The sequence below is a fragment of the Actinokineospora auranticolor genome (genome assembly GCF_041897805.1).
GTDB classification, from domain to species: Bacteria; Actinomycetota; Actinomycetes; order Mycobacteriales; family Pseudonocardiaceae; genus Actinokineospora; species Actinokineospora auranticolor.
In genome coordinates, this window is sequence record NZ_CP154825.1 from 7,514,476 (window position 1) to 7,536,140 (window position 21,665).

Genomic DNA, 21,665 nt, shown 5'->3' on the forward strand with positions numbered 1-21,665 from the left:
TGGGGACGGGTCGTCGGGGGTGATCAAGCGGCCTTCGAAGTGTTGTTCCAGAGGCATCTGGGGGTGGTCTGGAACCACGGGTACCGGCTGACCGGGTCCTGGGACGCGGCGGAGGACTTGGCCTCGGGGGCGTTCCTCGTGGCCTGGCGGCGCCGGGAGTCGGCGGTCGTGGTGGGGGACAGCGTTGTCCCCTGGCTGTTGACGGTGGTCGGCAACCTGGTCCGCGAGGAGCGGCGGAGCCTGTGGCGGCGGGGGCGGGTGCACCGGCGCGTGGCCCAGTTGCCGACCAGCGTCGACGACCACGCCGACGACGTGGTGGCGCGGCTGGACGCGCGGGCCCGGGTGGCCGCGGTGGCCCAGGCGATCGGGAAGCTCCCGGCCGCGCTGCGGCGGGTGAGCGAGCTGTGCCTGGTCGGCGAGGTGGACACGGCCGCCGCGGCGGAGTTGTTGGGGGTCAGCGAAACGACCGTGCGGGTCAACCTTTCCCGGGCGCGTGCCCGGCTGCGGACGATGGTGGGAGAGCAGTGATGGACGACATCGAGATCCCGGCGGCCCGAGAGGTCCCGGACGTCGTGCGGGCCCGGGTGCACGTCCAGGTGTTCCGGCAAATCCAGGAGCCCCCCAAGCGGCGGTACGCGCTGCCGGTGGCAGCGGGCGTGGTGGCCGCCGCGCTGGCGGTGGGGTTGGTCGCGGTGGTCGGGTCGGACTCCGGCACCACCCCCGCGAGCGGCAAGCGGGAGACCGCGCAGCCCGCGGCACCGTCGGAGGCGGACGCGGCCAACGCGGACCTGGACCGCTGTTGGTCCGGGTTGCGCGGAACCCCGTTCGCGGGGCAACTGCCACCGCGCGAGCGGGTGGTGCCGGTCTTGCGCGTCAGCCAGTTGCAGGTCAACGTCGTCGCCGCGCGGGTCGACGGGAAGCCGATCTTCTGCGAGACCACGCCCAAGGGGGTGCGCCTGAGCAAGCTCGACGCGCAGCCGTCGATGGTCACCGGCACGGGCACCGGGACGTTGCTGGTCTCCCCCAACGGCACGATCGCGGGTGTGCTCGACCCGACCTGGGCCGATCCCTACCTCTCCGTGACGTCCCGCAGCAAGAACACCATAAGGGAAGCGGTGAAGCACAAGGACGGCCTGTTCATCTTCCGGTCGGCGTTGTCCACCATCAACAGCACCATCACCGTGCAACCCACACCGGACGGCCTCGCACTCCCCGTCCCCTACCCGCCCGACCCCGGCTTCTCGATCACCTCCCAGGCCCGCTACCCCTCGCCAGAACTGACCGAGTGCGCGCGCAAGGCGACGGACTCGACCACCGTCGTCGACAGCGACTCCTGGGACGCGGCCGCCACGGTGCGGGCCGGGGGTGACCGCATCATCCTGGCCACCAACTCCGGTGGCGTGGCCGCCTGCGTCGAGCAGCAGTCGTACACGGACTTCTACGCGATGCCGGAACCCGAGCGCAGGCCGATGCTGTTGGGCATCATCCCGTCCATCGGCGGCAAGCCCCTGCTGACCGGCGTGATCCCGCTCGGTGGCAGGAGCGCCGAGTTGATCCTCCCCGGCGGCGGCACGATCCAGGCCAACACCGCGCGCGGCACCTACGCCGCGCTGCTGGAGTCGAACATCGACCCGCGTGCCATGACGCTCCGGGTGCGCGACAACAGCGAAAAGGTGATCTACGAAGGCCCGTTGACCTAACGCACTGGATCACCGACCCGGTGGCAAAGCCGTGGCGCGCCTAGGATCCGCGGTATGACCGTGTACCTGCTGCGCCACGGCACCACCGAGTGGTCCGAGAACGGGCGGCACACCGGACGCACCGACATCCCGCTCACCGCGGCGGGCGAGGCCAAGGCCGTGCGGGCCGGGGGCGTGTTGCGGACACTCGTCGGCGACCCGCCCCCGGCCGTTTCCAGTCCCCGGCAACGCGCGCTGCGCACCGCGGAACTCGCCGGGCTTGAGGTCGAGGAGATCACCGAGGACCTCGCCGAGTGGGACTACGGCGACTACGAGGGCCTGACCACCCCGCAGATCCGGGAGACCGTCCCCGGGTGGACAGTGTGGACCCACCCGTGCCCCGGCGGCGAGAGCGCCGAGCAGGTGACGGTGCGCGCCAAGGCGGTCACCGAGCGGTTCCGCGACCGCGACGTCGTCCTGGTCGGGCACGGGCACTTCGGCCGCGCGGTAATCTCGGCGTGGATAGGGCAGGGGGCCGCCTTCGGTGTCCACTTCGCACTGTCCCCGGGTGGCGTCACCGTGCTGGACTTCGAGCGGGGCGTCCCCCAGGTGGTCCACCTGAACCTGAGCTGAGGGAGCCCCGCGTGCCCGACCCCCGCGTGCGCCGCGCCGAAGAGTCCGATGTGGACACCATCGTCCAGCTCGTGCGCGACCTGGCCGAGTACGAGCAGGCGCTGCACGAGAGCCGGATGACCGCCGAGCAGTTGCGGCAGGCGCTGTTCTGCCCCGACCCGGCGCTGTTCTGCCACGTCGCCGAGGTCGACGGCGAGGTCGTCGGCTGCGCGCTGTGGTTCCTGAACTTCTCCACCTGGCGCGGCACCCACGGCATCCACCTGGAAGACCTCTACGTCCGCCCCGACCACCGCGGCAGCGGCCTGGGGCGCGCGCTGCTGGTCACGCTGGCGCGGGAGTGCGCGGACAAGGGCTACCAGCGCCTCGAGTGGGGCGTCCTGGACTGGAACAAGCCCGCCATCGACTTCTACGACGCCATGGGCGCGCACCAGGTCGGCGGTTGGTACATGTACCGCCTCGCCGACGAGTCGCTGCTCAAAGTCGCCGGTACATGATGTGGACCGGCACCGGCCCGAGCCGCGGGTGCCGGAACGCGTCGGGGATCGTGGCGACGACCTCGAACCCGAGCGACGTCCACAGCGCGACCGCGCCGGTGTTGGTCGAGATCACCGCGTTGAACTGCATGCCCCGGTAGCCCGCCGCCCGCGCGTGCTCGACGACCGCCACCGCGAGCTGCCTGCCGATGCCGCGGCCCGCGTGGTCGGGGTCGACCATGAAACCCGCGTTGGCGATGTGGTCGCCCAACCCGGGCTGGTTCGGCTTGAGCAGCGCGGTGGCGACCACGTCCGCGCCGTCCTCGACGACGAACACCTCGCCCGCCATCCACAGGCGCTCGGCGGTGTCGCGGTCGGTGGCGGGGTCCCACATGTACGTCTCGCCCGCCGCGACAACCCGGTGCCACAGCGGCCAGATCCGCGCCCAGTCCCCCGGTTCCGCGAGCCGGATGACCGGGCTCACTCCGCGACGTCCTCGTCCCCGCCCTGCGCCCACACTGTGGTGCTGGAGCGGAAGAGCAGCACGAGCACGATCACGCACAGCACCGCGACCGGCACGCCGTACTCGGGCCGACCGGACGGGCCGATGGCGTACCAGGCGACGCCGAGGAGCAGCAGCTGCACGACGACGGAAGGGCTGCGCGCCCACGTCTTGCCGATCAGCAGCCCGCCCGCGCAAGCGAGCACCCCGGCGGCCAGCACGGCGAAGTAGGCGGCCTCGCCGAAGACGTTGTTGCCCAGCTCCGACTCCCCCGACAAGCCCCTGACCAGCAGCATCACCGTGAACACGAGTGCGGTGAGCCCCTGGACGCCGACCAGGGCGCCCGCGGCCAGCACGGTGCGCGGAGCGGTTGAGGTGAAACGCACGGTGGCCTTCCCGGGAAGTCGACATGGCGCGTGAGCGGCCGGACTTAGCGCACGATGACCCTCCGTGCACACCGCCGATCGTATGCCACCCGGACGGCCGGTCGTGCCGGGCGAGGTGTGCGGGCAAGATCTGCCTTAGGCAGTTCCTCGCGGATCGACGGGACAGACGGTCGTCTGGGTGCACCTGTCGCGGCGGGGTCGTAGGCGGAGGGAGACCGACTTCGGACGACCCACGAAGACGACGGCCTGTGGCCGTTGTCACGACCGGATGAGCCCCGATCCCGGGCTCGGGGTACCGGAGCACCGCGTGCGCCGGCTTACCCTCGGGTAATGCGCGCTGTCCTCGTGGTTAACCCGCAGGCAACCGCCACCACCCCCGCGGGCCGGGACGTGTTGGCCCACGCCCTGGCCAGCCAGGTGAAGTTGGACGTGGTGGAGACCGACTACCGCGGCCACGCCACGTCGGCGGCGGCGGAGGCCGCTGTCGACGGTGCCGACCTGGTGGTCGCGCACGGCGGCGACGGCACGGTCAACGAGGTGGTCAACGGCCTGCTGGCCCGCGGCCCCTCCGGGGCGACACCGATGCTCGGCGTGGTGCCCGGCGGCTCGGCGAACGTGTTCGCCCGCGCGCTCGGCCTGCCGCGCAACCCGGTCGAGGCGACGCACGTGCTGCTGCGCGCCATCGAGGAGGGGCGGTCGCGGCGGGTCGGACTGGGTCGGGTCGAACCGGCCGGGGCCGCCGCGAGCGCGGCGCCGGGCGGTCACCGCTGGTTCACCTTCAACGCGGGCCTCGGCTGGGACGCGGACGTGGTCGCCGACGTGGACCGCAAGCGCGGCAAGCGAACCGGGCCGTCGCTGTACGCGCGATCGGCCATCGCCCGCTACGCCCGACCGGGCCGCGGTCGCCCGGACCTGACCGTGGAACTGCCCGGCGAGGAGCCGATCACCGGGCTGCGGCTGGCGTTCGTGTCCAACACGGACCCGTGGACCTACCTCGGCGCGCGGCCGATCCACCTCAACCCCGGCTGCACCTTCGAATCCGGCCTCGGGCTGTTCGCGCTGCGCTCACTGGCCGTGCCGACGGTGCTGCGGCACCTCCGCCAGGCGATGGGCGAGCGCGGCGTGCGGCGCGGGCGCAAGCTGGTGCGCCGCGACGACGCGGCCCGGATCGTGGTCAGCGCGCCGGAACCCGTGCGCCTGCAGTGCGACGGCGACCTCATCGGGGAGCGGACGCGCGTCGAGTTCACGTCCGTGCCGTCCGCGCTCACCGTCGCGGTGTGACACCGGCCCGGTGACGATCCGGTGCACCGGGGGTTTGACGGAGAGCGGAGCGGGAAACCGTCACGTGTCGCCGACACGTGGTCGGATCCCGCGTGTGGGTGACGGTGCTGTGTGACCCCCACCGCTGCCCGAGTTCCACTCCCGGTCACACCGGCGCCGCGACGGGTGAGGGGACTGCGCCCGACTGGTCGACATGATCCGGATACGTCCGTGATCAAATCGTTGCGCTCCGCGCGCACAGGTCGCTGACCAGCCACTTTCGGGTGAGTTCACTCACCGGGTGGAGAAGAACCCTTGACATCTCCCCAGTTCGTGAAAGCATTCACAAGCACCCCGACGACCGGATGACTACTAGAGGCGCGTCCACCCGCGCCCGAGCGAGGAGCAAGTAGAAATGGACTGGCGCCACCGCGCGGCCTGCCGTGACGAGGACCCGGAACTGTTCTTCCCCGTGGGAACGAGTGGTCCGGCGATCCTGCAGGTCTCCGAGGCGAAAGCCGTTTGCCACCGCTGCCCCGTCGCTGCCAACTGCCTGTCCTGGGCACTCGAGAGCGGCCAGGACGCTGGCGTTTGGGGCGGAATGAGTGAGGACGAGCGTCGCGCGCTCAAGCGCCGCAACGCGCGTACCCGGGCACGCAGCAACGCGTAAATCGCCTGGAACGACCCGGACAAGGGCCTGTCGCGCGAAAGCGCCGACGGGCCCTTGTTCTTTTCCCGTTAACCTCTCGGGCAGCACCCGTCAATGGGAATTCGCCAGTGACCGGCAAACTGTCCAATTCCGGCGATTACCGCCGGTGCGAAAGCGGTACGCGCAGGACCGCCTCGGTACCGGTGTGCTCGCGCCTGCGCAGCGAGAGCGTGCCGCGCAGCTCCGACTCGACCAGCGTGCGGACGATCTGCAGGCCGAGGCCGTTGGCCCGCTCGAGGGAGAAGCCGCTCGGCAGGCCGCGGCCGTCGTCGGCCACCACGACGTCGAGCCAGCGCGCCGAGCGGGTGGCGGAGACCACCACCTCGCCCGAGCTGCCCGGCGGGAACGCGTGCTCCACGGCGTTCTGGATCAGCTCCGTCAGCACCATCACCAGCGGCGTCGCGGTCTCGGCGGCGACCACCCCGAACTGCCCGCTCTTGCGGACCTTCACGTGGCTCTCCGCCACCGCGACGTCACCCACGACCGGGATTACCTTGTCCACCAAGGAATCCAGGTCCACGCGTTCGTCTACCGCCGTGGACAGCGTCTCGTGCACCATGGCGATGGCGGCCACCCGGCGCACCGATTCGGCCAGCGCCTCCTTGGCCTCGGGGCTGCTCGTGCGCCGCGACTGCAACCGCAGCAGCGCGGCCACGGTCTGCAGGTTGTTCTTGACCCGGTGGTGGATCTCGCGGATCGTCGCGTCCTTGGACAGCAGCGCGCGGTCGCGCCGACGCACCTCGGTGACGTCGCGGCACAGCACCAGCGCGCCCGCCGCCTTCCCACCGGGCCGCAGCGGCAGCGCGCGGAACAGCACCGCCGCGCCGCGCCGCGACTCGGCCTCCGTGCGCATGCCCGGCTGGCCCTCGAGCGCGGACAGGATCCGCTGCGCCACCTCGGTCGCGTCGAACGGGTCCGCGATCAGCGACCGGGTCAGCGGGGCCAGCCGCACCCCGACCAGGTCCGAGGCGTGGCCCATGCGGTGGTAGGCCGACAGCGCGTTCGGGCTGGCGAACACGACCGCGCCCGAGGTGTCGAGCCGGATCAGGCCGTCGCCGACGCGCGGGCTGGTGTGCACGTCCGGTGACGGCTCGGTGGTCGGGAACGTGCCGTCGGCCACCATCTGGCACAGGTCGCCCGCGATGCCCAGGTACGCGATCTCCAGCGCGCTCGGCACCCGCGGCACGGCCAGGTTCGTCTCGCGCGAGAGCACGGCGACGACCTCGCCGCCGAACTTGACCGGGATGGCCTCCCGGCGCACCGGTACCCCCAGGTACCAGCGCGGATCCTCCTCGCGGCAGATCCGCCGCTCGACGATCGCCCGGCGCAGCTGCGGGTGCTCCTCGGCGCTCGTGTGGCTGGCCACCACGTCCTCGGGGTGCGCGGTCGGCCCGGTGGTCGGGCGGGCCTGCGCGACGCAGATGAAGCGCGCCTCGGTGCCCGGCGCGGGCGGCGCGTCGTGCCCGGCGGCCTCGGGCACCCACAGCAGGAAGTCGGCGAAGGACAGGTCGGAGAGCATCTGCCACTCGGCCACCACGGTCTGCAGGTGGTCGACGGCGCCACCGGAGACACCGGTGTGCTCGGCGAGCAGGTCAGAGAGCGTGGACACGCGACTCCACTCCGGGCTGCGGTTGACGGGTTCGAAACCCCATCCTCCCCCACGGCGCGGCCCGACCGGCCGGAGCACCACGGGCCAGGTCGGGACCACAACCCGGACGTGGCAAAATCAGCAGCTCAAGCCAAACGCTCTACAGGAGGCACCGATGTCGAAGCGCGCCCGCAAGCGTCGTGACCGCAAGAAGGGTGGCGCGAACCACGGCAAGCGCCCCAACGCCTGAGCGATCAGCGACGAAGAGAGGCCCCGGTGGACCCGCTTGACGGGTACCGGGGCCTCTTGGCGTGGTCGGGCGGTGGGCGACCGGGCTCAGTTCTCGCCGCGCTCGACCGTGGCGCGGGTGAGCTCGATCTCGACACCGCGGTGCTGGATGACCGTCTGCCGGATCGAGGCGCGCAGCCGCTCCCGGAACTCGTCCGGTGCCTGGTCGCCGCCGCACTTGCGGGCCAGCAGCAGCTTCAGGTGCTCCTCCAGCCCGTACTGCTCCAGGCAGGGGCTGCACTCGTCGAGGTGGCGCTGCAGCGCCACCCTGCGGTCGACGTCGCACTCGCGGTCGAGGAAGCTCCAGACCTCGGCGAGCACGTCCGAGCAGTCGGTCTCGTGGTTGCCCTCGCAGCTCACGAACCCGTCACCTCCCGGGCGAACCCGCGGTCGCGGGCGACGTCGGCGAGCAGTTCGCGCAGCTGGCGCCTGCCGCGGTGCAGGCGCGACATCACGGTGCCGATCGGCGTGCCCATGATCTCGGCGATCTCCTTGTAGGCGAATCCCTCGACGTCGGCGAGGTACACCGCGAGCCGGAAGTCCTCCGGGAGCTGTTGCAGCGCGTGCTTGACGTCGTCGTCGGGCAGCGCGTCCATGGCCTCCGCCTCGGCCGAGCGCAGCCCGGTGGAGGTGTGGCTCTCGGCCTTCGCGAGCTGCCAGTCGGTGATCTCGTCCGTCGGCGCCTGCACGGGCTGCCGCTGCTTCTTGCGGTACGAGTTGATGTAGGTGTTGGTGAGGATGCGGTACAACCACGCCTTGAGGTTGGTCCCGGCCGAGAAGGACTCGAAGGCGGCGAAGGCCTTCAGGTAGGTCTCCTGGACCAGGTCCTCGGCGTCGGCCGGGTTGCGCGTCATCCGCAGTGCCGCGGAGTACAGCTGGTCGAGCAGCGGCATGGCGTCGCGCTCGAACCGCGCCGCCCGCGAGGCCGGGGTCTCCGGCGCGTCCGGCGCATGGGTTCCGCTGCGGGGCACCGCACTCCTTCCAGGTGCTCGCGCACCCGTCTTCGGGTGCGCATAAGTCGTAGTCGAGCTTACGCGGCCCGAGCGGGCCCTGCCGCGACCCGGACGGGCCGCCGCCGGACGCGCTTCGGGGAGTTCCTGGGTGAGCACACCCGGGAGAACGCGCGCGGCCCGCGCGGCATTCCCAAGGGTGTGTTGGGGGGCATCTACGCTGCCCGGGTGGCAGGACAGGGAACGCCGGCGACCGTGCTGCTGGCCAAGCGCAAGATCGCCCACAAGCTGCACTCCTACGAGCACGACCCCCGCGAGTCCTACGGCCTGGAGGCCGCCGCGGCCCTGGGCGTCGCCCCGGAGCGGGTGTTCAAGACGCTGCTCGCCGAGGTCGACGGGGTGCTCACCGTGGGGGTCGTACCGGTGGACGCGCAGCTCGACCTGAAGGCGCTTGCCGCCGCGGTGGGCGGGAAGAAGGCCAAGATGGCCGAGGTGGCGCTGGCGGAGCGGACCACCGGGTACGTCGCGGGCGGCATCTCCCCACTCGGCCAGCGCAAGCGCTTGCGCACCGTGGTCGACGCCTCGGCGCAGGAACACCCGACGATGTTCTGCTCCGGCGGGCGCCGCGGGCTGGAGATCGAACTGGCCGCCGCCGACCTGGTCGCCTTGGCGGACGCGACCGTGGCCGCCATCGCCGCGCGGTAGCGACCATCCCGGCTAGAGCGGGGGCACGATCCCCGGGAAGTGCCCCACGGTCTTGCAGTGCCCGCAGGACCGGCCGTTGTCCACCGTGCGCGGGCTACCGCCGACGATGGTCAGCTTCGGGTCGGCGACCATGCCGCCACCCCCGCAGTACGGGCAGATCGTCTGCAACCGGCCCGGGACCTCGTCCAGCTCGTCTTCCTCGTCCTCGTCGTCCACCGCGCTCCTCCACCTCCGACCACCCCGGGTGGGGCGGCCCAGCCGAGATCATGCACCCCCGAACGGCGGAGCGCCCCCACAGGTCATCCCTGCGGGGGCGCTCCACGAGCCTGGCGCGGGCGTCAGCTGCCCGGCAGCTCGCCGACCTGGGAGGCGGGCGGCGCCTTGATGGTGACCGGCTTGCCCCAGTCCTTGTAGGTGGCGACGGTCTTGACCTTCTGCCCGGCGATGGTCATCTCGACCTGGTACTTGACCGGCAGGCCGTCCTGGTCGATCCAGACGTCGACCGGCAGCTCCTTGACGCCGGAGGCCTGGAGCTGGGACAGCGCGTCCTCGCTCATGCCCATGGCCTTGTCCTTGAGCTTCGACACCTGCACGGTGATCGAGTAGCGGGTGGTCTGCACGCCGTCGACGGTCTCCTCCTTGGTGGAGGTGATCTCGCCCGCGTCGCCGAGCTGCTCGAGGATCTTGGTCGGGTTGGTCTGCTGCGAGCTGTCGAGTATGCCCGAGAGCTGCTTGGCGGTCGCGCTGGTGCCGTCGAGGTCGACCTTCACCCACGGCTTGCCGGTCTGCGCGGCCTGCGGGATCTTGACGTACATCACGCGGTCGACCAGGCGGACCTCGACGCTGCCCGTGGGCATGTCCATCTTCATCTGCATGGCGAGCTCGGACCCGAGGTCCATGTCGCCCTCGCCCGTGATCTCCATGCCCTGGGCGTTCACGGTGTATTCCATGTGGACGCTGGGCTTGACCGCGCTCTTGTCCTTCACCGTGTCGGCGAGGCCCTTGAGCGAGTTGGTGCCACCCGCCTTGCCCGGCGTGGGCGCGCCCGCGCCGGAGCCCGACCCCAGACCCGGGCCCGCGCCGAGCCCGCCCGCGCCACCGGAGTTCGAGTCGGAGCACGCGGTGAGCACGAGCGCGGACGCGGTGACCGCGACCAGCAGCTTCGTCTTGGTGAAGCCCATGAAGTTTTCTTCCCCTCAGAAGATGATTCAGGTGCGCTTTGACGTATCGACGCACCTATAGACGCATCATTACGTGACGCGGTTCTGTTCCCCAGGTCTCAGCTCGGCATCGACGTGGCTAGATCGCTTCAGTCGAGCTGGTCGAGCGGCCGCAGGACCCGGTGCAGCCACTCCTCGACGGCCCGCGAGACGGCGGGCAGGTCCCGCTTCAGCGCGTGGTCGCCGGGCAACCCCACGACGTCGCGCAGGTGCGCGGCGCCGGGTTGGCCGAACGGGTCGGCCAAGCCTTGCACGACCAGTGTAGGCACCCGCACCGCGTCCAACTCCGGCTGCCGGGTCTTCTCCGGCTTGCCCGGCGGGTGCACGGGGAACGCCAGGCACACGACACCGACGGCCTCCCCGGCCTCGGCGGTGCGGCAGGCCACCCGGGCGCCGGACGAGCGACCGCCGAAGACCAGCGGCAACCCGTCGAACCACAGCGTGGACAGCTGCTCGACCACCGACAGCCAGGCGGTGTCCAGCTGCCGGGCCGGGGCGGGCGCGCGCCGACCGGCCACCCGGTACGGCTGCTCCACCAGCGCCACGTGCACCCCCGCAGCGGTGGCACCGCGGGTGGCCGCGACCAGGTCGGGGGCGTCGACGCCGCCACCCGCGCCGTGCCCGAGCAGCAGACCCGCACGGCCCTCCGGCGCGCAGTGCAGTTCGGCGACCGCGGGGCCGTGGGGGGTCGCCAGCTCGGTGCGGTTCATCAGGCCTCGAACAGGTCGGGTTCGGCTTGGTCGAGGTCGGTGGCCAGCGGGGCGAGCAGCTCCGGGCCGTTGTTGCGCACGCTGTTGACCGCCCGCGACACGGGCCGGATCTCCAGCGCGTCCACGATGTCCCACGACGGCGGCGCCAGCAGCTCGGCCACCTCGGTGGCGTCCGGGTCCAGCCAGCCCGGCCAGGCGTCGCGGCCGAGCAGCAGCGGCATCCGGTCGTGGATCTCGGCGATCGGGCCGACGGCGTCGGTGGTGAGCACCGCGCAGGTGATCAGCACCGGGGCGGCCGGGTCGGTCTTGTCCCGCCAGGTGGTCCACAGGCCCGCCATCGCCAGGCTGCTGCCGTCGCGGGTGGTGGTGTAGAACGGCTGCTTGGCCGACCTGTCCCGGCGCCACTCGTACCAGCCGTCGGCGGGGATGAGGCAGCGGCGCTGGGCGAGGGACTTCTTGAAGGCGGGCTTCTCGGCCGCGCTCTCCGACCTGGCGTTGATCATGCGGGCGCCGCCGGACGCGTCCTTGGACCACGCGGGCACCAGACCCCACTTCATCACCCGCAAGGTGCGCTCGGTGGTGGAGTCGTCGACCGTGCCGTCCTCCGCGCGGGGGTGCCGCTGCACGACGGCGACGACGTTCTTCGTCGGGGCGACGTTGTAGTCCAGATCCGGCGCCTGGTCCCCCATGGCGTCGACCGCGTCGAACTCCGCGGCGAGCGTGGCGGGGTCCTTGGCCGACGCGTACCTTCCACACACGGCCGATCCACCTCCCCTCTCCGCGCCCAGGGCGTGGGCGCATCGTGACATGCCAGACTGACAGGTGCGAGCCGGTAACCCGCGCGGGCGGTGGGTGCGGGAGGATTGCCGCATGCCGCAGCCATGGTCAGCGCCCCTCGCCGCCACGCCCGTGCACGCCACCGTCACCGTCCCCGGATCCAAGTCGATCACCAACCGCGTGCTGGTGCTGGCCGCGCTCAGCGGCCGCGCGAGCACGGTGACCGGGGCGGTCGAGGGGCGGGACGCGGAGCTGATGGTCGCGGCCCTGCGCGCGCTCGGCGTGCCGGTCGAGGCGGACGGCTCGACGGTCCGGGTGGGGGCGCACGACGGCTTCCGCGGCGGCGGCGAGATCGACTGCGGTCTCGCGGGCACGGTCATGCGGTTCGTGCCGCCCGCGGCGGTGCTGGCCGACGGCGAGGTCCGCTTCGACGGCGACCCGCGGGCCCGGGAGCGGCCGATGGGCACCATCCTGGGCGCCCTGCGCGCGCTCGGCGCGGACGTGGCGGGCGACGCGCTGCCGTTCACCCTGGCGGGCACCGGCGCGCTGCCGGGCGGCGTGATCACCATCGACGCCTCGGCCTCCTCCCAGTTCGTCTCCGGGCTGCTGCTCTCCGGCGCCCGCTACGACAAGGGACTCACCCTGCACCACGACGGCGCGCCCGTGCCGTCGATGCCGCACATCGATATGACCGTCGAGCTGCTGCGCCGGGCGGGCGTGGTGGTCGACGACAGCGAGCCGAACACCTGGCGGGTCGAGCCGGGGCCGGTCGGCGCGGTCGACTGGGTGGTCGAGCCGGACCTGTCCAACGCCACCCCGTTCCTGGCCGCCGCGGCGGTGACCGGCGGCGAGGTGACCGTCACCGGGTGGCCGTCCGCGACGACCCAGCCCGGCGACGCGATCCGGGACATCCTCACCCGGATGGGCGCCGAGGCCGTGCTGGCCGACGGCGCGCTGACCGTGCGCGGACCGGGCAGGCTGTCCGGTGTGGACATCGACCTGCGCGACGTCGGCGAGCTGACCCCGACGGTCGCCGCGCTGGCCGCGCTGGCCGACAGCCCGTCGCGGCTGCGGGGCATCGCGCACCTGCGCGGCCACGAGACCGACCGGCTCGCCGCGCTGGTCGCGGAGATCACCGGGCTGGGCGGGGACGCCAACGAGACCGCGGACGGCATCGAGATCCGCCCCGCCGCGCTGCGCGGCGGCCCGTGGAAGGCCTACGCCGACCACCGGATGGCGACCGCGGGCGCGATCGTGGGCCTGGTCGTGGACGGTGTCGCCGTCGACGACATCGCCACGACGGCCAAGACCATGCCGGACTTCCCGGGGATGTGGTCGCGAATGCTGGCGGGCGCGGAAGGCAACTGACGTGGCGGGCAGGCGCGGGGACTGGAGCAGGCTCGACGAGGCCGATGTCCGCGTCCGCCCCGGCAAGGGCAGCAGGCCGCGCAGCAAACGCCGCCCGGAGCACGCCGACGCGGTCGGCGCGATGGTGGTGGGCAAGGACCGGGGCCGCTGGACGTGCGCGGTCGACCGCGACCCGGGCCACCTGGTGGTGGCGATGCGGGCGCGGGAACTGGGCCGCACGCCGGTGGTCGTCGGCGACCAGGTCGACCTCGTCGGCGACACCACCGGCGCGTCGGACACGCTGGCGCGGATCGTCCGGGTGGCCGACCGCACCAGCGTCCTGCGCCGCACCGCCGACGACACCGACGCGTTCGAGCGCGTCGTGGTGGCCAACGCCGAGCAGCTGCTGATCGTCTGCGCGCTGGCCGACCCGCAGCCGCGCACGGGGTTCATCGACCGCTGCCTGGTGGCGGCGTTCGCGGGTGGGCTGGCGCCGCTGCTGTGCCTGACCAAGGCGGACCTGGCCGACCCGGCGCCGCTGCTGGCCCGGTACGCGGAACTGGACCTGCCCGCCGTGGTCACCCGGCACGACGTGGAGCCGGACGTGCTGCGCGAGCACCTCGCCGACCGGGTCTCGGCGCTGGTCGGCCACTCCGGGGTGGGGAAGTCCACTTTGGTCAACCGGCTGGTGCCGGACGCGGCGCGGGCGATCGGCGCGGTGAGCGGGGTCGGCAAGGGCAGGCACACGTCGACCTCGGCCGTGGCGCTGCCGCTGCCGGGCGGCGGGTGGGTGGTGGACACGCCCGGGATCCGCTCGTTCGGGTTGGCGCACATCGAACCGGGCGACATCGTGGCCGCGTTCGAGGAGTTCGTGGCCGCCGCCGAGGAGTGCCCGCCGGGCTGCGGCCACCTCGGGGCGCCGGAGGACCCGGGCTGCTACCTGGACACGGTGGTCGAGGGCGGCGAGGCCACAGCGGGGCGGCTGGAGTCCTTGCGCAGGCTGTTGGTGTCGAAGGCGGGCGCCGACGAATGACATGATGGCGGCGTGGAGATCCTCAGGTACACCGCCTTCACCGACCACCCCGACGGCGGCAACCCCGCCGGTGTCGTCCTCGACGCCACCGGCGAGACCGACGAGGAGATGCAGGCAGCGGCGGCCCGCGTCGGCTACTCGGAGACGGCGTTCCTGCTGCCCCGCGCCGACGGCGACCTGGACGTGCGCTACTTCAGCCCGCTGGTCGAGATCCCGTTCTGCGGCCACGCCACCATCGCCGCCACGATCGCGCACGCCGCCGCGCACGGCCCGGGCCCGCTGCGGCTGCACACGCGCGCCGGGCTGGTGGAGGTCGCCACGACCGAGGTCGAGCCGGAGGTCTTCACCGCGACCCTGGTCAGCGTCGCGCCGCGGACCGGGGAGCTGCGCGCGCTCGACGAGCTGCTGGCCGCGCTGCGCTGGTCGGCCGACGACCTGCACCCGGACTACCCGCCGCGCGCGGCGTACGCCGGTGCCTGGCACCCGGTCCTGGTCACCCGGACCCGCGCGCGCTTGGCGGACCTGGCCTACGACTTCGCCGCGCTGAGCGAGCTGATGGCGCGGGAGGAGTGGACGACGATCCAGCTGGTGCACCGCGAGTCCGACGTGGTCTTCCACTCCCGCAACCCGTTCCCGCCGGGTGGTGTCGTGGAGGACCCGGCGACGGGCGCGTCCGCCGCGGCGCTGGGCGGGTACCTGCGGGAACTGGGGCTGGTCGAACTGCCCGCGGCGCTGACGATCCACCAGGGCGACGACATGGGGCGGCCGGGAGTGATCACGGTGTCGATCCCGTCGGACCCCGCCTCGGGGATCCACATCACGGGCACGGCGGTTCGGCTCTGACCACCCTCGGGTGATCATGGGCGGCCTCCGGCCCCCGGAATCGAGTTTACCGGCGGGGGCCGACAAAACCGGGGCCGTGAGCGGTGGGCTGTGGACAACCCGGGCCGGGGCTGTGCACAACTCGCGGCTGGCGCGGGCGGCGGAGCGCCTCGGGCAGGAACGACTCGGGGCTGGCGCGGGCGGTGGAGCGCCTCAGGGCAGGAACGACTCGGGGCGAGAGCAGTTCGGCACGGCGACGGCGCGGGCGCGGTGGTGCGCGGCGGGGAGCCTTGGCGCGGTTCGGGCCGGAACGGCTCGGGGGCCCGCCGACGGGTCGGCGGGCCCCCGAGGTCCACTTGATCAGCCCATGTGCGGGTAGCGGTGGTCGGTCGGGGGGACGAAGGTCTCCTTGATCGACCGGGGGCTCACCCACCGCTGGAGGTTGTAGATCGAGCCCGCCTTGTCGTTGGTGCCGGAGGCGCGGCTGCCGCCGAAGGGCTGCTGGCCGACGACGGCGCCGGTGGGCTTGTCGTTGACGTAGAAGTTGCCCGCGGCGAAGCGCAGGGCCTTGTGGGCCTGCTCGACGGCGGTGCGGTCGGTGGCGAACACGGCGCCGGTGAGGGCGTAGGGCGACGAGGAGTCGACCAGTTCCAGGACCTTGGCGTACTCGGCGTCCTCGTACACGTGCACGGCGAGGATCGGGCCGAAGTACTCGGTGGTGAACACGTCCTGGAGGGGGTCGCTGCCGAGCAGGACGGTCGGCTGGACGAAGTAGCCCACCGAGTCGTCGGCCGTGCCGCCCGCGAGCACCTCGATCGACGAGTTCGCCGCGGCGGCGGCCAGCGCGTCCTTGTGCTTGGCGAAGGCCCGGGCGTCGATGACCGCGCCGCCGAAGTGGTCGAAGTCGGTGACGTCGCCGTAGGACAGCGACTTGGTCACGTCGACCAGCTGGTCGCGGACGCCGCCCTCCCAGACGGACCGGGCGATGTAGGCGCGGGACGCGGCCGAGCACTTCTGGCCCTGGTACTCGAACGCGCCGCGGACCAGGCCGATGGCGACGGCCGCCGGGTCGGCGGAGGCGTGCGCGACGACGAAGTCCTTGCCGCCGGTCTCGCCGACGATGCGCGGGTACGAGCGGTACGTGTCGAGGTTGTCCCCGATGGTCCGCCACAGGTGCTTGAAGGTGCGGGTCGAGCCGGTGAAGTGCAGGCCGGCGAAGTCCGGGTCGGTCAGCGCGACCTCGGAGAGCGCCTGGCCGTCGCCGGTGACCATGTTGATCACACCGGGGGGCAGGCCCGCGGCCTCGAGCAGGCGCAGCGTGTAGTGCGCGGCGAGCTGCTGGGTCGGCGACGGCTTCCACACGACCGTGTTGCCCATCAGCGCCGGGGCAGTGGGCAGGTTGCCCGCGATGGCGGTGAAGTTGAACGGCGTGATCGCGGTGACGAACCCGTCCAGCGGCCGGTGGTCGAAGCGGTTCCACATGCCCGGGGACGACGCGGGCTGCTCCTCGATCAACCGGCGCGCGAAGGACACGTTGTAGCGCCAGAAGTCGATCAGCTCGCAGGCGCTGTCGATCTCCGCCTGCTGGGCCGACTTGGACTGGCCGAGGACGGTCGCGGCGTTGATCGTGTCGCGCCAGGGGCCCGCGAGCAGGTCGGCGGCGCGCAGCAGGACCGCGGCGCGCTCGTCGAAGGGCAGCTCGCGCCAGGCCGGGGCGGCGGACTTGGCCGCGGCGACGGCGTCGGTCACGTCGGCCGCGGTGGCCTGCGCGGTGACACCGAGGACGTGCTGGTGGTCGTGCGGCTGGACCACGTGCACGCGGTCACCGCCCGCGAACCGCTGGACGCCGCCGATGGTCATGGTCAGCTCGGCCTGCTCGGCCTCCAGCTCCGCGATCCGGCGCCGCAACGACTCCCGGGCCGGGGTGCCCGGCGCGTAGGAGTTGATCGGCTCGTTGGTCGGGTCGGGAACGGACGAAACGGCGTCCATCGTGTGGCTCGCCTCCTGTGTGGAAGAGGTGGGGTGTCGATCACTCTGGCGGGTGGCGTGCTCGTGGCCAACGCACTCGCCTACATCCTGTCATGGGATGAACTGCGGTTACAGCAGCTCCAGCACGAACGGCAGCTCTTGGGCGGCGTACCAGGCCAGCTCGTGGTCCTCGGCCTCGCCGAGCACGAACTCCGCGTCGGGGTCGCCGAGGTCGGCGGCGTCCACCGCGGCCACGGCGTCGCGCACCGCGTCCTGGGCCTCCTCGGTGTCCAGGTGGATCGCGGCGACCACCTTGAGCTGCACCGGGCCCGCCAGCTTCACCACCGCGTAGTCCAGGTCGGAGCGCAGCTCGGCGCCGTCGACGTCGGCGGAGACCACCGCGCGGCGCATCAGCGCCTCCGGGTCGCGCTCCAGCTCGGCGCCCAGCAGGCGCAGCGACGCCCGCGCGGCGTCGAGCATGGCCGCGTACTCCAACTCCTCGTCGCCCCCGGTCGCGTAGGACTCGCGCAGGGCCGGGGTCAGCGCGAACGCGGTGCCGCCGATCGCGGCGAGCTCGCCGTTGGCGCTCAGCTCGCGCAGCATGGCCACCGTGGCCGGTATGTACACCCTCAACTCATCACGCTCTCACAGTCATGGGACTCATCACGTTCCCACGGTCGACGAACTCATCACGCCTGGACAACGGTCCCACAGCCACCGGGCCCGTCACGCCTTCACCGCCGCCAGCAGTTCCTCGACGGACTCTTCCAGCATCCGCGCCAGCGCGTCCACGTCGGACATCGCGGCGCGGTCGCCGGTCAGGCCGAAGAACACCCCGCCGTCGTAGGAGGTGACCCCGATGGCCAGCGCCTGGTTCTTGGTCAGCGGCATGGCGGGGAACATCGCGGTCATCCGCGCGGTGCCCGCGTACAGCGGGACCTGCGGGCCGGGCACGTTGGTGACCACCACGGTGAAGATCCGCCCGGCGACGGAGGCGGCGGCCCGCGCGCCCAGCGAGTGCAGCGTCGGCGGGGCGAACCCACCGACCCGCAGCAGCGCCGACGCGGCCACCGACCGGCCCGAGTCACCGTGCGGGCGCAGCGCGTGGCTGATGTGCTGCAACCGCACGAACGGGTTGGGTTCGCCCACGGGTAAGTCGACCAGCTGCGGGCTGACCTGGTTGCCGAGCATGCCGGGCACGGTGCCGTCGGCGCCGCCGTCGCGCACCGCCAGCGGGACCAGCGCGCGCACGGTGGTGGCCGAGGTCAGCTGCTCGCCCCGGGACAGCAGCCAGGCCCGCAGGGCGCCGGAGACCACGGCCAGCACCACGTCGTTGACCGTGCCGCCGTGCCGGGCGCGCACGCCCCGCAGGTCGTCGAGCCGGGCCCGGGCCACGGCGTAGCGGCGGGCCTTGCCCACGGTGGCGCTGAGCGGCCCGGCGGGCGCGGGCCGGGTGGCCACCCCGATCGCGGATACCAGGGTGCCCAGCACGCCGGTGACCTTGCGGGTGGTGGCCGTGGCGTCGGCGATGGCGGCCCGGACGTTCTCCACCACCTCGGCGGGCCGGTGCACGGTCTCGGTGACCGCGTCGAGCAGCAGCCGGGTGGGCCCGGGGAGCCTGCGCGGCACCCACGGCTCCTCGTCCGGGTCCGGCTCGGTGGGGTGCGGGTCGGGTTCCAGGATGACCTGGCCGAAGTCGATCGTGCGGATGCCGTCGACCAGGGCCAGGTGGGTCTTGGTGATCAGCGCGACGTGCCCGCCCGCCAGGCCCTCGACCAGGTACGCCTCCCACAGCGGCCGGGTCTGGTCCAGCGGCCGGGCCAGCAGGCGCGCGACCAGGTCGTACAACTGGCTGTCGCTGCCCGGGCGGGGCAGCGCGGAGCGGCGGACGTGGTAGGTGACGTCGAAGCCCGGGTCGTCCACCCAGACCGGCCGGGCCAGCCGCCCGGGGACCTGGGCAACCCGCTGCCGGTAGCGCGGGACCAGCGGCAGGCGCTGCTCGATGAGCGCGACCAGGCCGTCGTAGTCGAAGCCCGCCTTCGGCCTGCGGAACACCGCGACCCCGCCGACGTGCATCGGCGTCGCCTGGTCCTCCAGGTAGAGGAAGGAGGCGTCGAGGGCGGACAGGCGGTCGGGCATGGCCCGATCCTGGCACACGCGGGCCACCCGGAACGGGTGAGCGGGTGGGGGCGACCGGTGGACGTGGGATGCTGCGTGTCGTGTCACGTGAGCCCCTCGCCCCTCCCCGGTCCGACTCGCCCAAGGACCGGTTCGTCACGGTATACGGCCGCAAGCCCGTCCTGGAGGCCTTGGCGGATACCCGACTGTCGGTGGACAAGGTGGTGCTCGCCGACAACGCGCACGGCCCGGCCGCCCGGGAGATCCTCGACGCCGCGCGGGCCCGCGGGGTGCCGGTGCAGCGGGCCACGCCGCACCGGGTGAAGGTGTTGGCGGGCAACGGGAAGCAGGACCAGGGCGTGCTCGCCGACGTGGTCGCGCCCCGGATGCGCAGGCTGACCGACGCGCTGGCGGGCAAGCGCCCTTCGACCGTGCTGCTGCTGGACGGGATCACCACCCCGGCCAACGTCGGCATGATCCTGCGCACCGCGACGGCGGCGGGCATCGGCGGCATCGTGGTGCCCCGGCGCGGGGTGGCGGGCATCGATCCGCTGGTGGTGAAGGCGTCGGCCGGGGTGGCGTTCACCGCCCCGGTGCTGCGGTGCGCGACGGCGGAGGAGGCGGCGGCGGAGCTGCGCGCGGCCGGGTACCCGCTGTACGCGATGGACGCGGGCGCCCGCAAGTCGGTGTTCGACGCGGACGTCCCGGAGCGGGTGGCGTTCGTGCTGGGCAGCGAGTCGGACGGGGTGAGCGAGGGCGTGCGCGCCCACGTCAACCGGTGGGTGTCGATCCCGATGGCGGGCGGCGTGGAGTCGCTGAACGTGGCCTCGGCCGCGGCGGTGCTGTGCTTCGAACTGGTCCGCCGCCGGGTCAGCTGAGTCCGAGGAGGATGCCCACCTCGTCCACTGTGGACTCAGTACTGATGTGGTGCACCCCGGTCATCCCGACCGCGGCGGCCCCGCGCACGTAGGCCGCCACGTCGTCGACGAAGACGCAGACCCCGGGCTCGACACCGAGCGCTTCGGCGGCGCGGCGGTAGATCCCGGGGTCGGGTTTGGCGACGCCGACGACCCCGGAGACGACCACGGCGTCGAAGACGTCCGGCAGCCCGCGCGGCACGGAGTCCGCATTGGACAACAACGCCGTGCGCCTGCCCGACGCCCGCACCCGCGCCACGAGCTCGGGGATACCCGCCTCGGTGAACACCCCGGCGTAGTCGACCACCAGTGCTTCGTACTCCACGAGCGCCGATTGTCCCCGCACCCGGACACCGTTCACCACATGAGGTGCGCGCTGTCGCGAGCCGCCGCCCCCGGGCGCCCTGACCTGGTGACCCCAGGAAGGAGCCCAGGTTGCGGATCGAGCCCGTCCCCGACTACGACACCCCCGTCCCCGAGGCCTTCGAGGAGCGGTGGACCACACCCCCGGCCTGGGTGCCGGGCCCGCGCTGGACCATAGCCACCCCCACCCGCCACACCACCTGGCGGATGCTGACCATGCTCCTGGAGGCGTTGGACGGCAGACGCCCCCTGGCCCACCTGCACGCGTCGCTGGCGCCGCAGGTGTACGAGGCCATGCTGACCAGAACCCACAACCCCCGCACCCACCACCGCCTCTCCACCCTGCACACCTTCGAACCGGCACCGGGCATCGTCGAAATAGCAGCCACCATCCGCGTCCACCCCCTGGACCGAACAACGAAATGGCGCCTCCAAGCCCTGGCAGGCCGCCTGGAACAAACCTCCGGCACCTGGATCTGCACCCTCCTCCGCCCGGTCGGCTTCTGACGTGCCCTGCACCGGGCACGGACCACCGGCCGCACACCGAACTCGCCGGGCAGGCCGGCGCGGGGCAGGCAGCCCACGGCTCCGCGTCCACCCGACTGCGGGACCGTGGACCGCAAACCGCACGACCCGGGGCCCTTCCCTGGCCCGAGTTGTGCACAGCCCCGACCAAGTTGTCCACAGCCCACCACTCACGGCCCCGGTTTTGTCAGCCCCCGCCGGTGAACTCGATTCCGGGGGCCGGAGGCCGCCCATGATCATCCGGCCCACGCCCACGGGCCGCCGCTGGGCAGCAGGCCACTGGCCACGAGCCGCACAGGCTGCCCGGCCGCCAAGCTTTCGGATGCCAGCTGCCGGATGCCATGCCGGCTACAGGCCACACACCGGGCACCGGGCACCGGGCACCGGGCACCGGGCACCGGGCACCGGGCACCGGGCACCGGGCACCGGGCACCGGGCACCGGGCACCGGGCACCGGGCACCGGGCACCGGGCACCGGGCACCGGGCACCGGGAGGATCCAAACACGACACTGGCCCGCGAGTGGGTACTCGCGGGCCAGTGGAGTCGTACTCGGTGGGTCAGCGGCGCGGGCCCTTGCGGCCCTTCTTGGCCTGGTCGCGGGCCTGCTGCCTGCGCTCGCGACGGGTGCCGCTGCCCGCGTCGCCGTCGGCGGCGGACTCGGAGTGGGACTCGACGCCGCCGCCCTCGGCG

26 protein-coding genes are annotated in these 21,665 nt (G+C 72.8%); 13 read left to right on the top strand and 13 right to left on the bottom strand.

Annotated elements, in window-relative coordinates:
• The first annotated feature begins 39 nt into the window (after positions 1-39).
• Genes V5P93_RS32690 through V5P93_RS32705 form a run of 4 tightly spaced genes read left to right on the top strand, consistent with a single transcriptional unit; the run spans position 40 to position 2,806 of the window.
• The gene (locus V5P93_RS32690; RefSeq protein ID WP_374065118.1) at positions 40-528 is read left to right on the top strand and encodes an RNA polymerase sigma factor; all 489 of its coding nucleotides are present in this window, start codon (positions 40-42) and stop codon (positions 526-528) included.
• Positions 528-1,700, top strand: coding sequence for a hypothetical protein (locus V5P93_RS32695; protein ID WP_104478247.1), 1,173 nt, complete (start codon positions 528-530; stop codon positions 1,698-1,700). The genes V5P93_RS32690 and V5P93_RS32695 overlap by 1 nt, the downstream gene beginning before the upstream one ends.
• Positions 1,701-1,754: 54 nt before the next feature.
• Positions 1,755-2,312 carry an acid phosphatase gene (locus V5P93_RS32700; protein ID WP_104478246.1) on the top strand — a complete coding sequence of 186 codons (558 nt, stop codon included), beginning with the start codon at positions 1,755-1,757 and terminating at the stop codon, positions 2,310-2,312.
• An 11-nt stretch (positions 2,313-2,323) separates the two neighbouring features.
• Positions 2,324-2,806, top strand: coding sequence for a GNAT family N-acetyltransferase (locus V5P93_RS32705; protein ID WP_104478245.1), 483 nt, complete (start codon positions 2,324-2,326; stop codon positions 2,804-2,806).
• Here V5P93_RS32705 and V5P93_RS32710 read toward each other — a convergent pair.
• Positions 2,787-3,269, bottom strand: coding sequence for a GNAT family N-acetyltransferase (locus V5P93_RS32710; protein WP_181043373.1), 483 nt, complete (start codon positions 3,267-3,269; stop codon positions 2,787-2,789). The two genes, V5P93_RS32705 and V5P93_RS32710, sit on opposite strands and share 20 nt — an antisense overlap.
• A complete protein-coding gene (locus V5P93_RS32715; RefSeq protein WP_104478244.1) occupies positions 3,266-3,673 on the bottom strand; it encodes a hypothetical protein in 408 nt (135 codons plus the stop codon). The genes V5P93_RS32710 and V5P93_RS32715 overlap by 4 nt, the downstream gene beginning before the upstream one ends.
• Before the next feature lie 330 nt (positions 3,674-4,003).
• On the opposite strand from V5P93_RS32715, the gene V5P93_RS32720 reads away from it, so the two are divergent.
• Both V5P93_RS32720 and V5P93_RS32725 read left to right on the top strand, forming a co-directional pair.
• Positions 4,004-4,954 carry a diacylglycerol kinase family protein gene (locus V5P93_RS32720; protein WP_104478243.1) on the top strand — a complete coding sequence of 317 codons (951 nt, stop codon included), beginning with the start codon at positions 4,004-4,006 and terminating at the stop codon, positions 4,952-4,954.
• A gap of 394 nt (positions 4,955-5,348) precedes the next feature.
• Complete coding sequence (locus V5P93_RS32725; protein ID WP_018682293.1) at positions 5,349-5,603, top strand: WhiB family transcriptional regulator; 255 nt, start codon at positions 5,349-5,351, stop codon at positions 5,601-5,603.
• Between the two features lie 136 nt (positions 5,604-5,739).
• Here the strand turns inward: V5P93_RS32725 and V5P93_RS32730 are convergent, their stop codons facing one another.
• The gene (locus V5P93_RS32730) at positions 5,740-7,251 is read right to left on the bottom strand and encodes a sensor histidine kinase (protein WP_104478242.1); all 1,512 of its coding nucleotides are present in this window, start codon (positions 7,249-7,251) and stop codon (positions 5,740-5,742) included.
• 154 nt (positions 7,252-7,405) lie between these two features.
• On the opposite strand from V5P93_RS32730, the gene V5P93_RS32735 reads away from it, so the two are divergent.
• Complete coding sequence (locus V5P93_RS32735) at positions 7,406-7,480, top strand: 50S ribosomal protein bL37 (RefSeq protein ID WP_096498094.1); 75 nt, start codon at positions 7,406-7,408, stop codon at positions 7,478-7,480.
• 86 nt (positions 7,481-7,566) lie between these two features.
• On the opposite strand, the gene rsrA is transcribed toward V5P93_RS32735, so the two are convergent.
• Positions 7,567-7,878 (bottom strand): mycothiol system anti-sigma-R factor, encoded by a 312-nt coding sequence (gene rsrA / locus V5P93_RS32740; protein ID WP_104478241.1) that lies wholly within the window; start codon positions 7,876-7,878, stop codon positions 7,567-7,569.
• Positions 7,875-8,489 carry a sigma-70 family RNA polymerase sigma factor gene (locus V5P93_RS32745; RefSeq protein ID WP_104478240.1) on the bottom strand — a complete coding sequence of 205 codons (615 nt, stop codon included), beginning with the start codon at positions 8,487-8,489 and terminating at the stop codon, positions 7,875-7,877. Before V5P93_RS32745 ends, rsrA begins: the two co-directional genes overlap by 4 nt.
• Positions 8,490-8,696: 207 nt before the next feature.
• Between V5P93_RS32745 and ybaK the strand changes: the two genes are divergently transcribed.
• A complete protein-coding gene (ybaK, locus tag V5P93_RS32750; RefSeq protein WP_104478335.1) occupies positions 8,697-9,173 on the top strand; it encodes a Cys-tRNA(Pro) deacylase in 477 nt (158 codons plus the stop codon).
• Between the two features lie 12 nt (positions 9,174-9,185).
• Here ybaK and V5P93_RS32755 read toward each other — a convergent pair whose 3' ends face one another.
• The 4 genes from V5P93_RS32755 to V5P93_RS32770 form a co-directional block, all read right to left on the bottom strand.
• Positions 9,186-9,389: a hypothetical protein gene (locus tag V5P93_RS32755; protein ID WP_104478239.1), complete on the bottom strand. Its 204-nt coding sequence runs from the start codon at positions 9,387-9,389 to the stop codon at positions 9,186-9,188.
• 122 nt (positions 9,390-9,511) lie between these two features.
• The gene (locus tag V5P93_RS32760) at positions 9,512-10,354 is read right to left on the bottom strand and encodes a hypothetical protein (protein ID WP_104478238.1); all 843 of its coding nucleotides are present in this window, start codon (positions 10,352-10,354) and stop codon (positions 9,512-9,514) included.
• Positions 10,355-10,482: 128 nt separating this feature from the next.
• On the bottom strand, positions 10,483-11,103 hold the full coding sequence (locus tag V5P93_RS32765; protein ID WP_104478237.1) for an alpha/beta family hydrolase: 621 nt from the start codon (positions 11,101-11,103) through the stop codon (positions 10,483-10,485).
• Positions 11,103-11,861, bottom strand: a complete 759-nt coding sequence (locus V5P93_RS32770) for an SOS response-associated peptidase (RefSeq protein ID WP_104478236.1) — start codon at positions 11,859-11,861, stop codon at positions 11,103-11,105. Before V5P93_RS32770 ends, V5P93_RS32765 begins: the two co-directional genes overlap by 1 nt.
• Before the next feature lie 112 nt (positions 11,862-11,973).
• Between V5P93_RS32770 and aroA the strand changes: the two genes are divergently transcribed.
• Genes aroA through V5P93_RS32785 form a run of 3 tightly spaced genes read left to right on the top strand, consistent with a single transcriptional unit; the run spans position 11,974 to position 15,103 of the window.
• On the top strand, positions 11,974-13,248 hold the full coding sequence (gene aroA, locus V5P93_RS32775) for a 3-phosphoshikimate 1-carboxyvinyltransferase (RefSeq protein WP_104478235.1): 1,275 nt from the start codon (positions 11,974-11,976) through the stop codon (positions 13,246-13,248).
• A gap of 1 nt (position 13,249) precedes the next feature.
• Entirely contained in the window at positions 13,250-14,260 is a 1,011-nt protein-coding gene (gene rsgA / locus V5P93_RS32780; RefSeq protein WP_104478234.1) for a ribosome small subunit-dependent GTPase A, read from the top strand.
• A 12-nt stretch (positions 14,261-14,272) separates the two neighbouring features.
• Positions 14,273-15,103 carry a PhzF family phenazine biosynthesis protein gene (locus V5P93_RS32785; protein WP_104478233.1) on the top strand — a complete coding sequence of 277 codons (831 nt, stop codon included), beginning with the start codon at positions 14,273-14,275 and terminating at the stop codon, positions 15,101-15,103.
• Positions 15,104-15,442: 339 nt separating this feature from the next.
• Here the strand turns inward: V5P93_RS32785 and pruA are convergent, their stop codons facing one another.
• From pruA to V5P93_RS32800, 3 genes are all read right to left on the bottom strand, one after another.
• The gene (pruA, locus tag V5P93_RS32790) at positions 15,443-17,071 is read right to left on the bottom strand and encodes an L-glutamate gamma-semialdehyde dehydrogenase (protein ID WP_104478232.1); all 1,629 of its coding nucleotides are present in this window, start codon (positions 17,069-17,071) and stop codon (positions 15,443-15,445) included.
• A 108-nt stretch (positions 17,072-17,179) separates the two neighbouring features.
• Positions 17,180-17,683, bottom strand: coding sequence for a hypothetical protein (locus tag V5P93_RS32795; protein WP_104478231.1), 504 nt, complete (start codon positions 17,681-17,683; stop codon positions 17,180-17,182).
• A gap of 93 nt (positions 17,684-17,776) precedes the next feature.
• Positions 17,777-19,189: a wax ester/triacylglycerol synthase family O-acyltransferase gene (locus tag V5P93_RS32800; protein ID WP_104478230.1), complete on the bottom strand. Its 1,413-nt coding sequence runs from the start codon at positions 19,187-19,189 to the stop codon at positions 17,777-17,779.
• 68 nt (positions 19,190-19,257) lie between these two features.
• On the opposite strand from V5P93_RS32800, the gene V5P93_RS32805 reads away from it, so the two are divergent.
• Positions 19,258-20,046, top strand: a complete 789-nt coding sequence (locus V5P93_RS32805; RefSeq protein ID WP_104478229.1) for an RNA methyltransferase — start codon at positions 19,258-19,260, stop codon at positions 20,044-20,046.
• On the opposite strand, the gene V5P93_RS32810 is transcribed toward V5P93_RS32805, so the two are convergent.
• A complete protein-coding gene (locus V5P93_RS32810) occupies positions 20,039-20,410 on the bottom strand; it encodes an HAD-IA family hydrolase (RefSeq protein WP_104478228.1) in 372 nt (123 codons plus the stop codon). The genes V5P93_RS32805 and V5P93_RS32810 overlap by 8 nt on opposite strands.
• A gap of 110 nt (positions 20,411-20,520) precedes the next feature.
• Between V5P93_RS32810 and V5P93_RS32815 the strand changes: the two genes are divergently transcribed.
• Positions 20,521-20,955: an Rv3235 family protein gene (locus V5P93_RS32815; protein ID WP_104478227.1), complete on the top strand. Its 435-nt coding sequence runs from the start codon at positions 20,521-20,523 to the stop codon at positions 20,953-20,955.
• Positions 20,956-21,665: the final 710 nt, after the last annotated feature.

Excerpts from the sequence above, each read along its gene's own strand:
- pruA (WP_104478232.1), bottom strand. The coding sequence starts at position 17,071 with ATGGACGCCGTTTCGTCCGTTCCCGACCCGACCAACGAGCCGATCAAC.
- V5P93_RS32725 (WP_018682293.1), top strand. The coding sequence starts at position 5,349 with ATGGACTGGCGCCACCGCGCGGCCTGCCGTGACGAGGACCCGGAACTG.
- V5P93_RS32720 (WP_104478243.1), top strand. The coding sequence starts at position 4,004 with ATGCGCGCTGTCCTCGTGGTTAACCCGCAGGCAACCGCCACCACCCCC.
- V5P93_RS32805 (WP_104478229.1), top strand. The coding sequence starts at position 19,258 with ATGCTGCGTGTCGTGTCACGTGAGCCCCTCGCCCCTCCCCGGTCCGAC.
- V5P93_RS32700 (WP_104478246.1), top strand. The coding sequence starts at position 1,755 with ATGACCGTGTACCTGCTGCGCCACGGCACCACCGAGTGGTCCGAGAAC.
- V5P93_RS32760 (WP_104478238.1), bottom strand. The coding sequence starts at position 10,354 with ATGGGCTTCACCAAGACGAAGCTGCTGGTCGCGGTCACCGCGTCCGCG.
- V5P93_RS32695 (WP_104478247.1), top strand. The coding sequence starts at position 528 with ATGGACGACATCGAGATCCCGGCGGCCCGAGAGGTCCCGGACGTCGTG.
- V5P93_RS32765 (WP_104478237.1), bottom strand. The coding sequence starts at position 11,103 with ATGAACCGCACCGAGCTGGCGACCCCCCACGGCCCCGCGGTCGCCGAA.
- V5P93_RS32800 (WP_104478230.1), bottom strand. The coding sequence starts at position 19,189 with ATGCCCGACCGCCTGTCCGCCCTCGACGCCTCCTTCCTCTACCTGGAG.
- aroA (WP_104478235.1), top strand. The coding sequence starts at position 11,974 with ATGCCGCAGCCATGGTCAGCGCCCCTCGCCGCCACGCCCGTGCACGCC.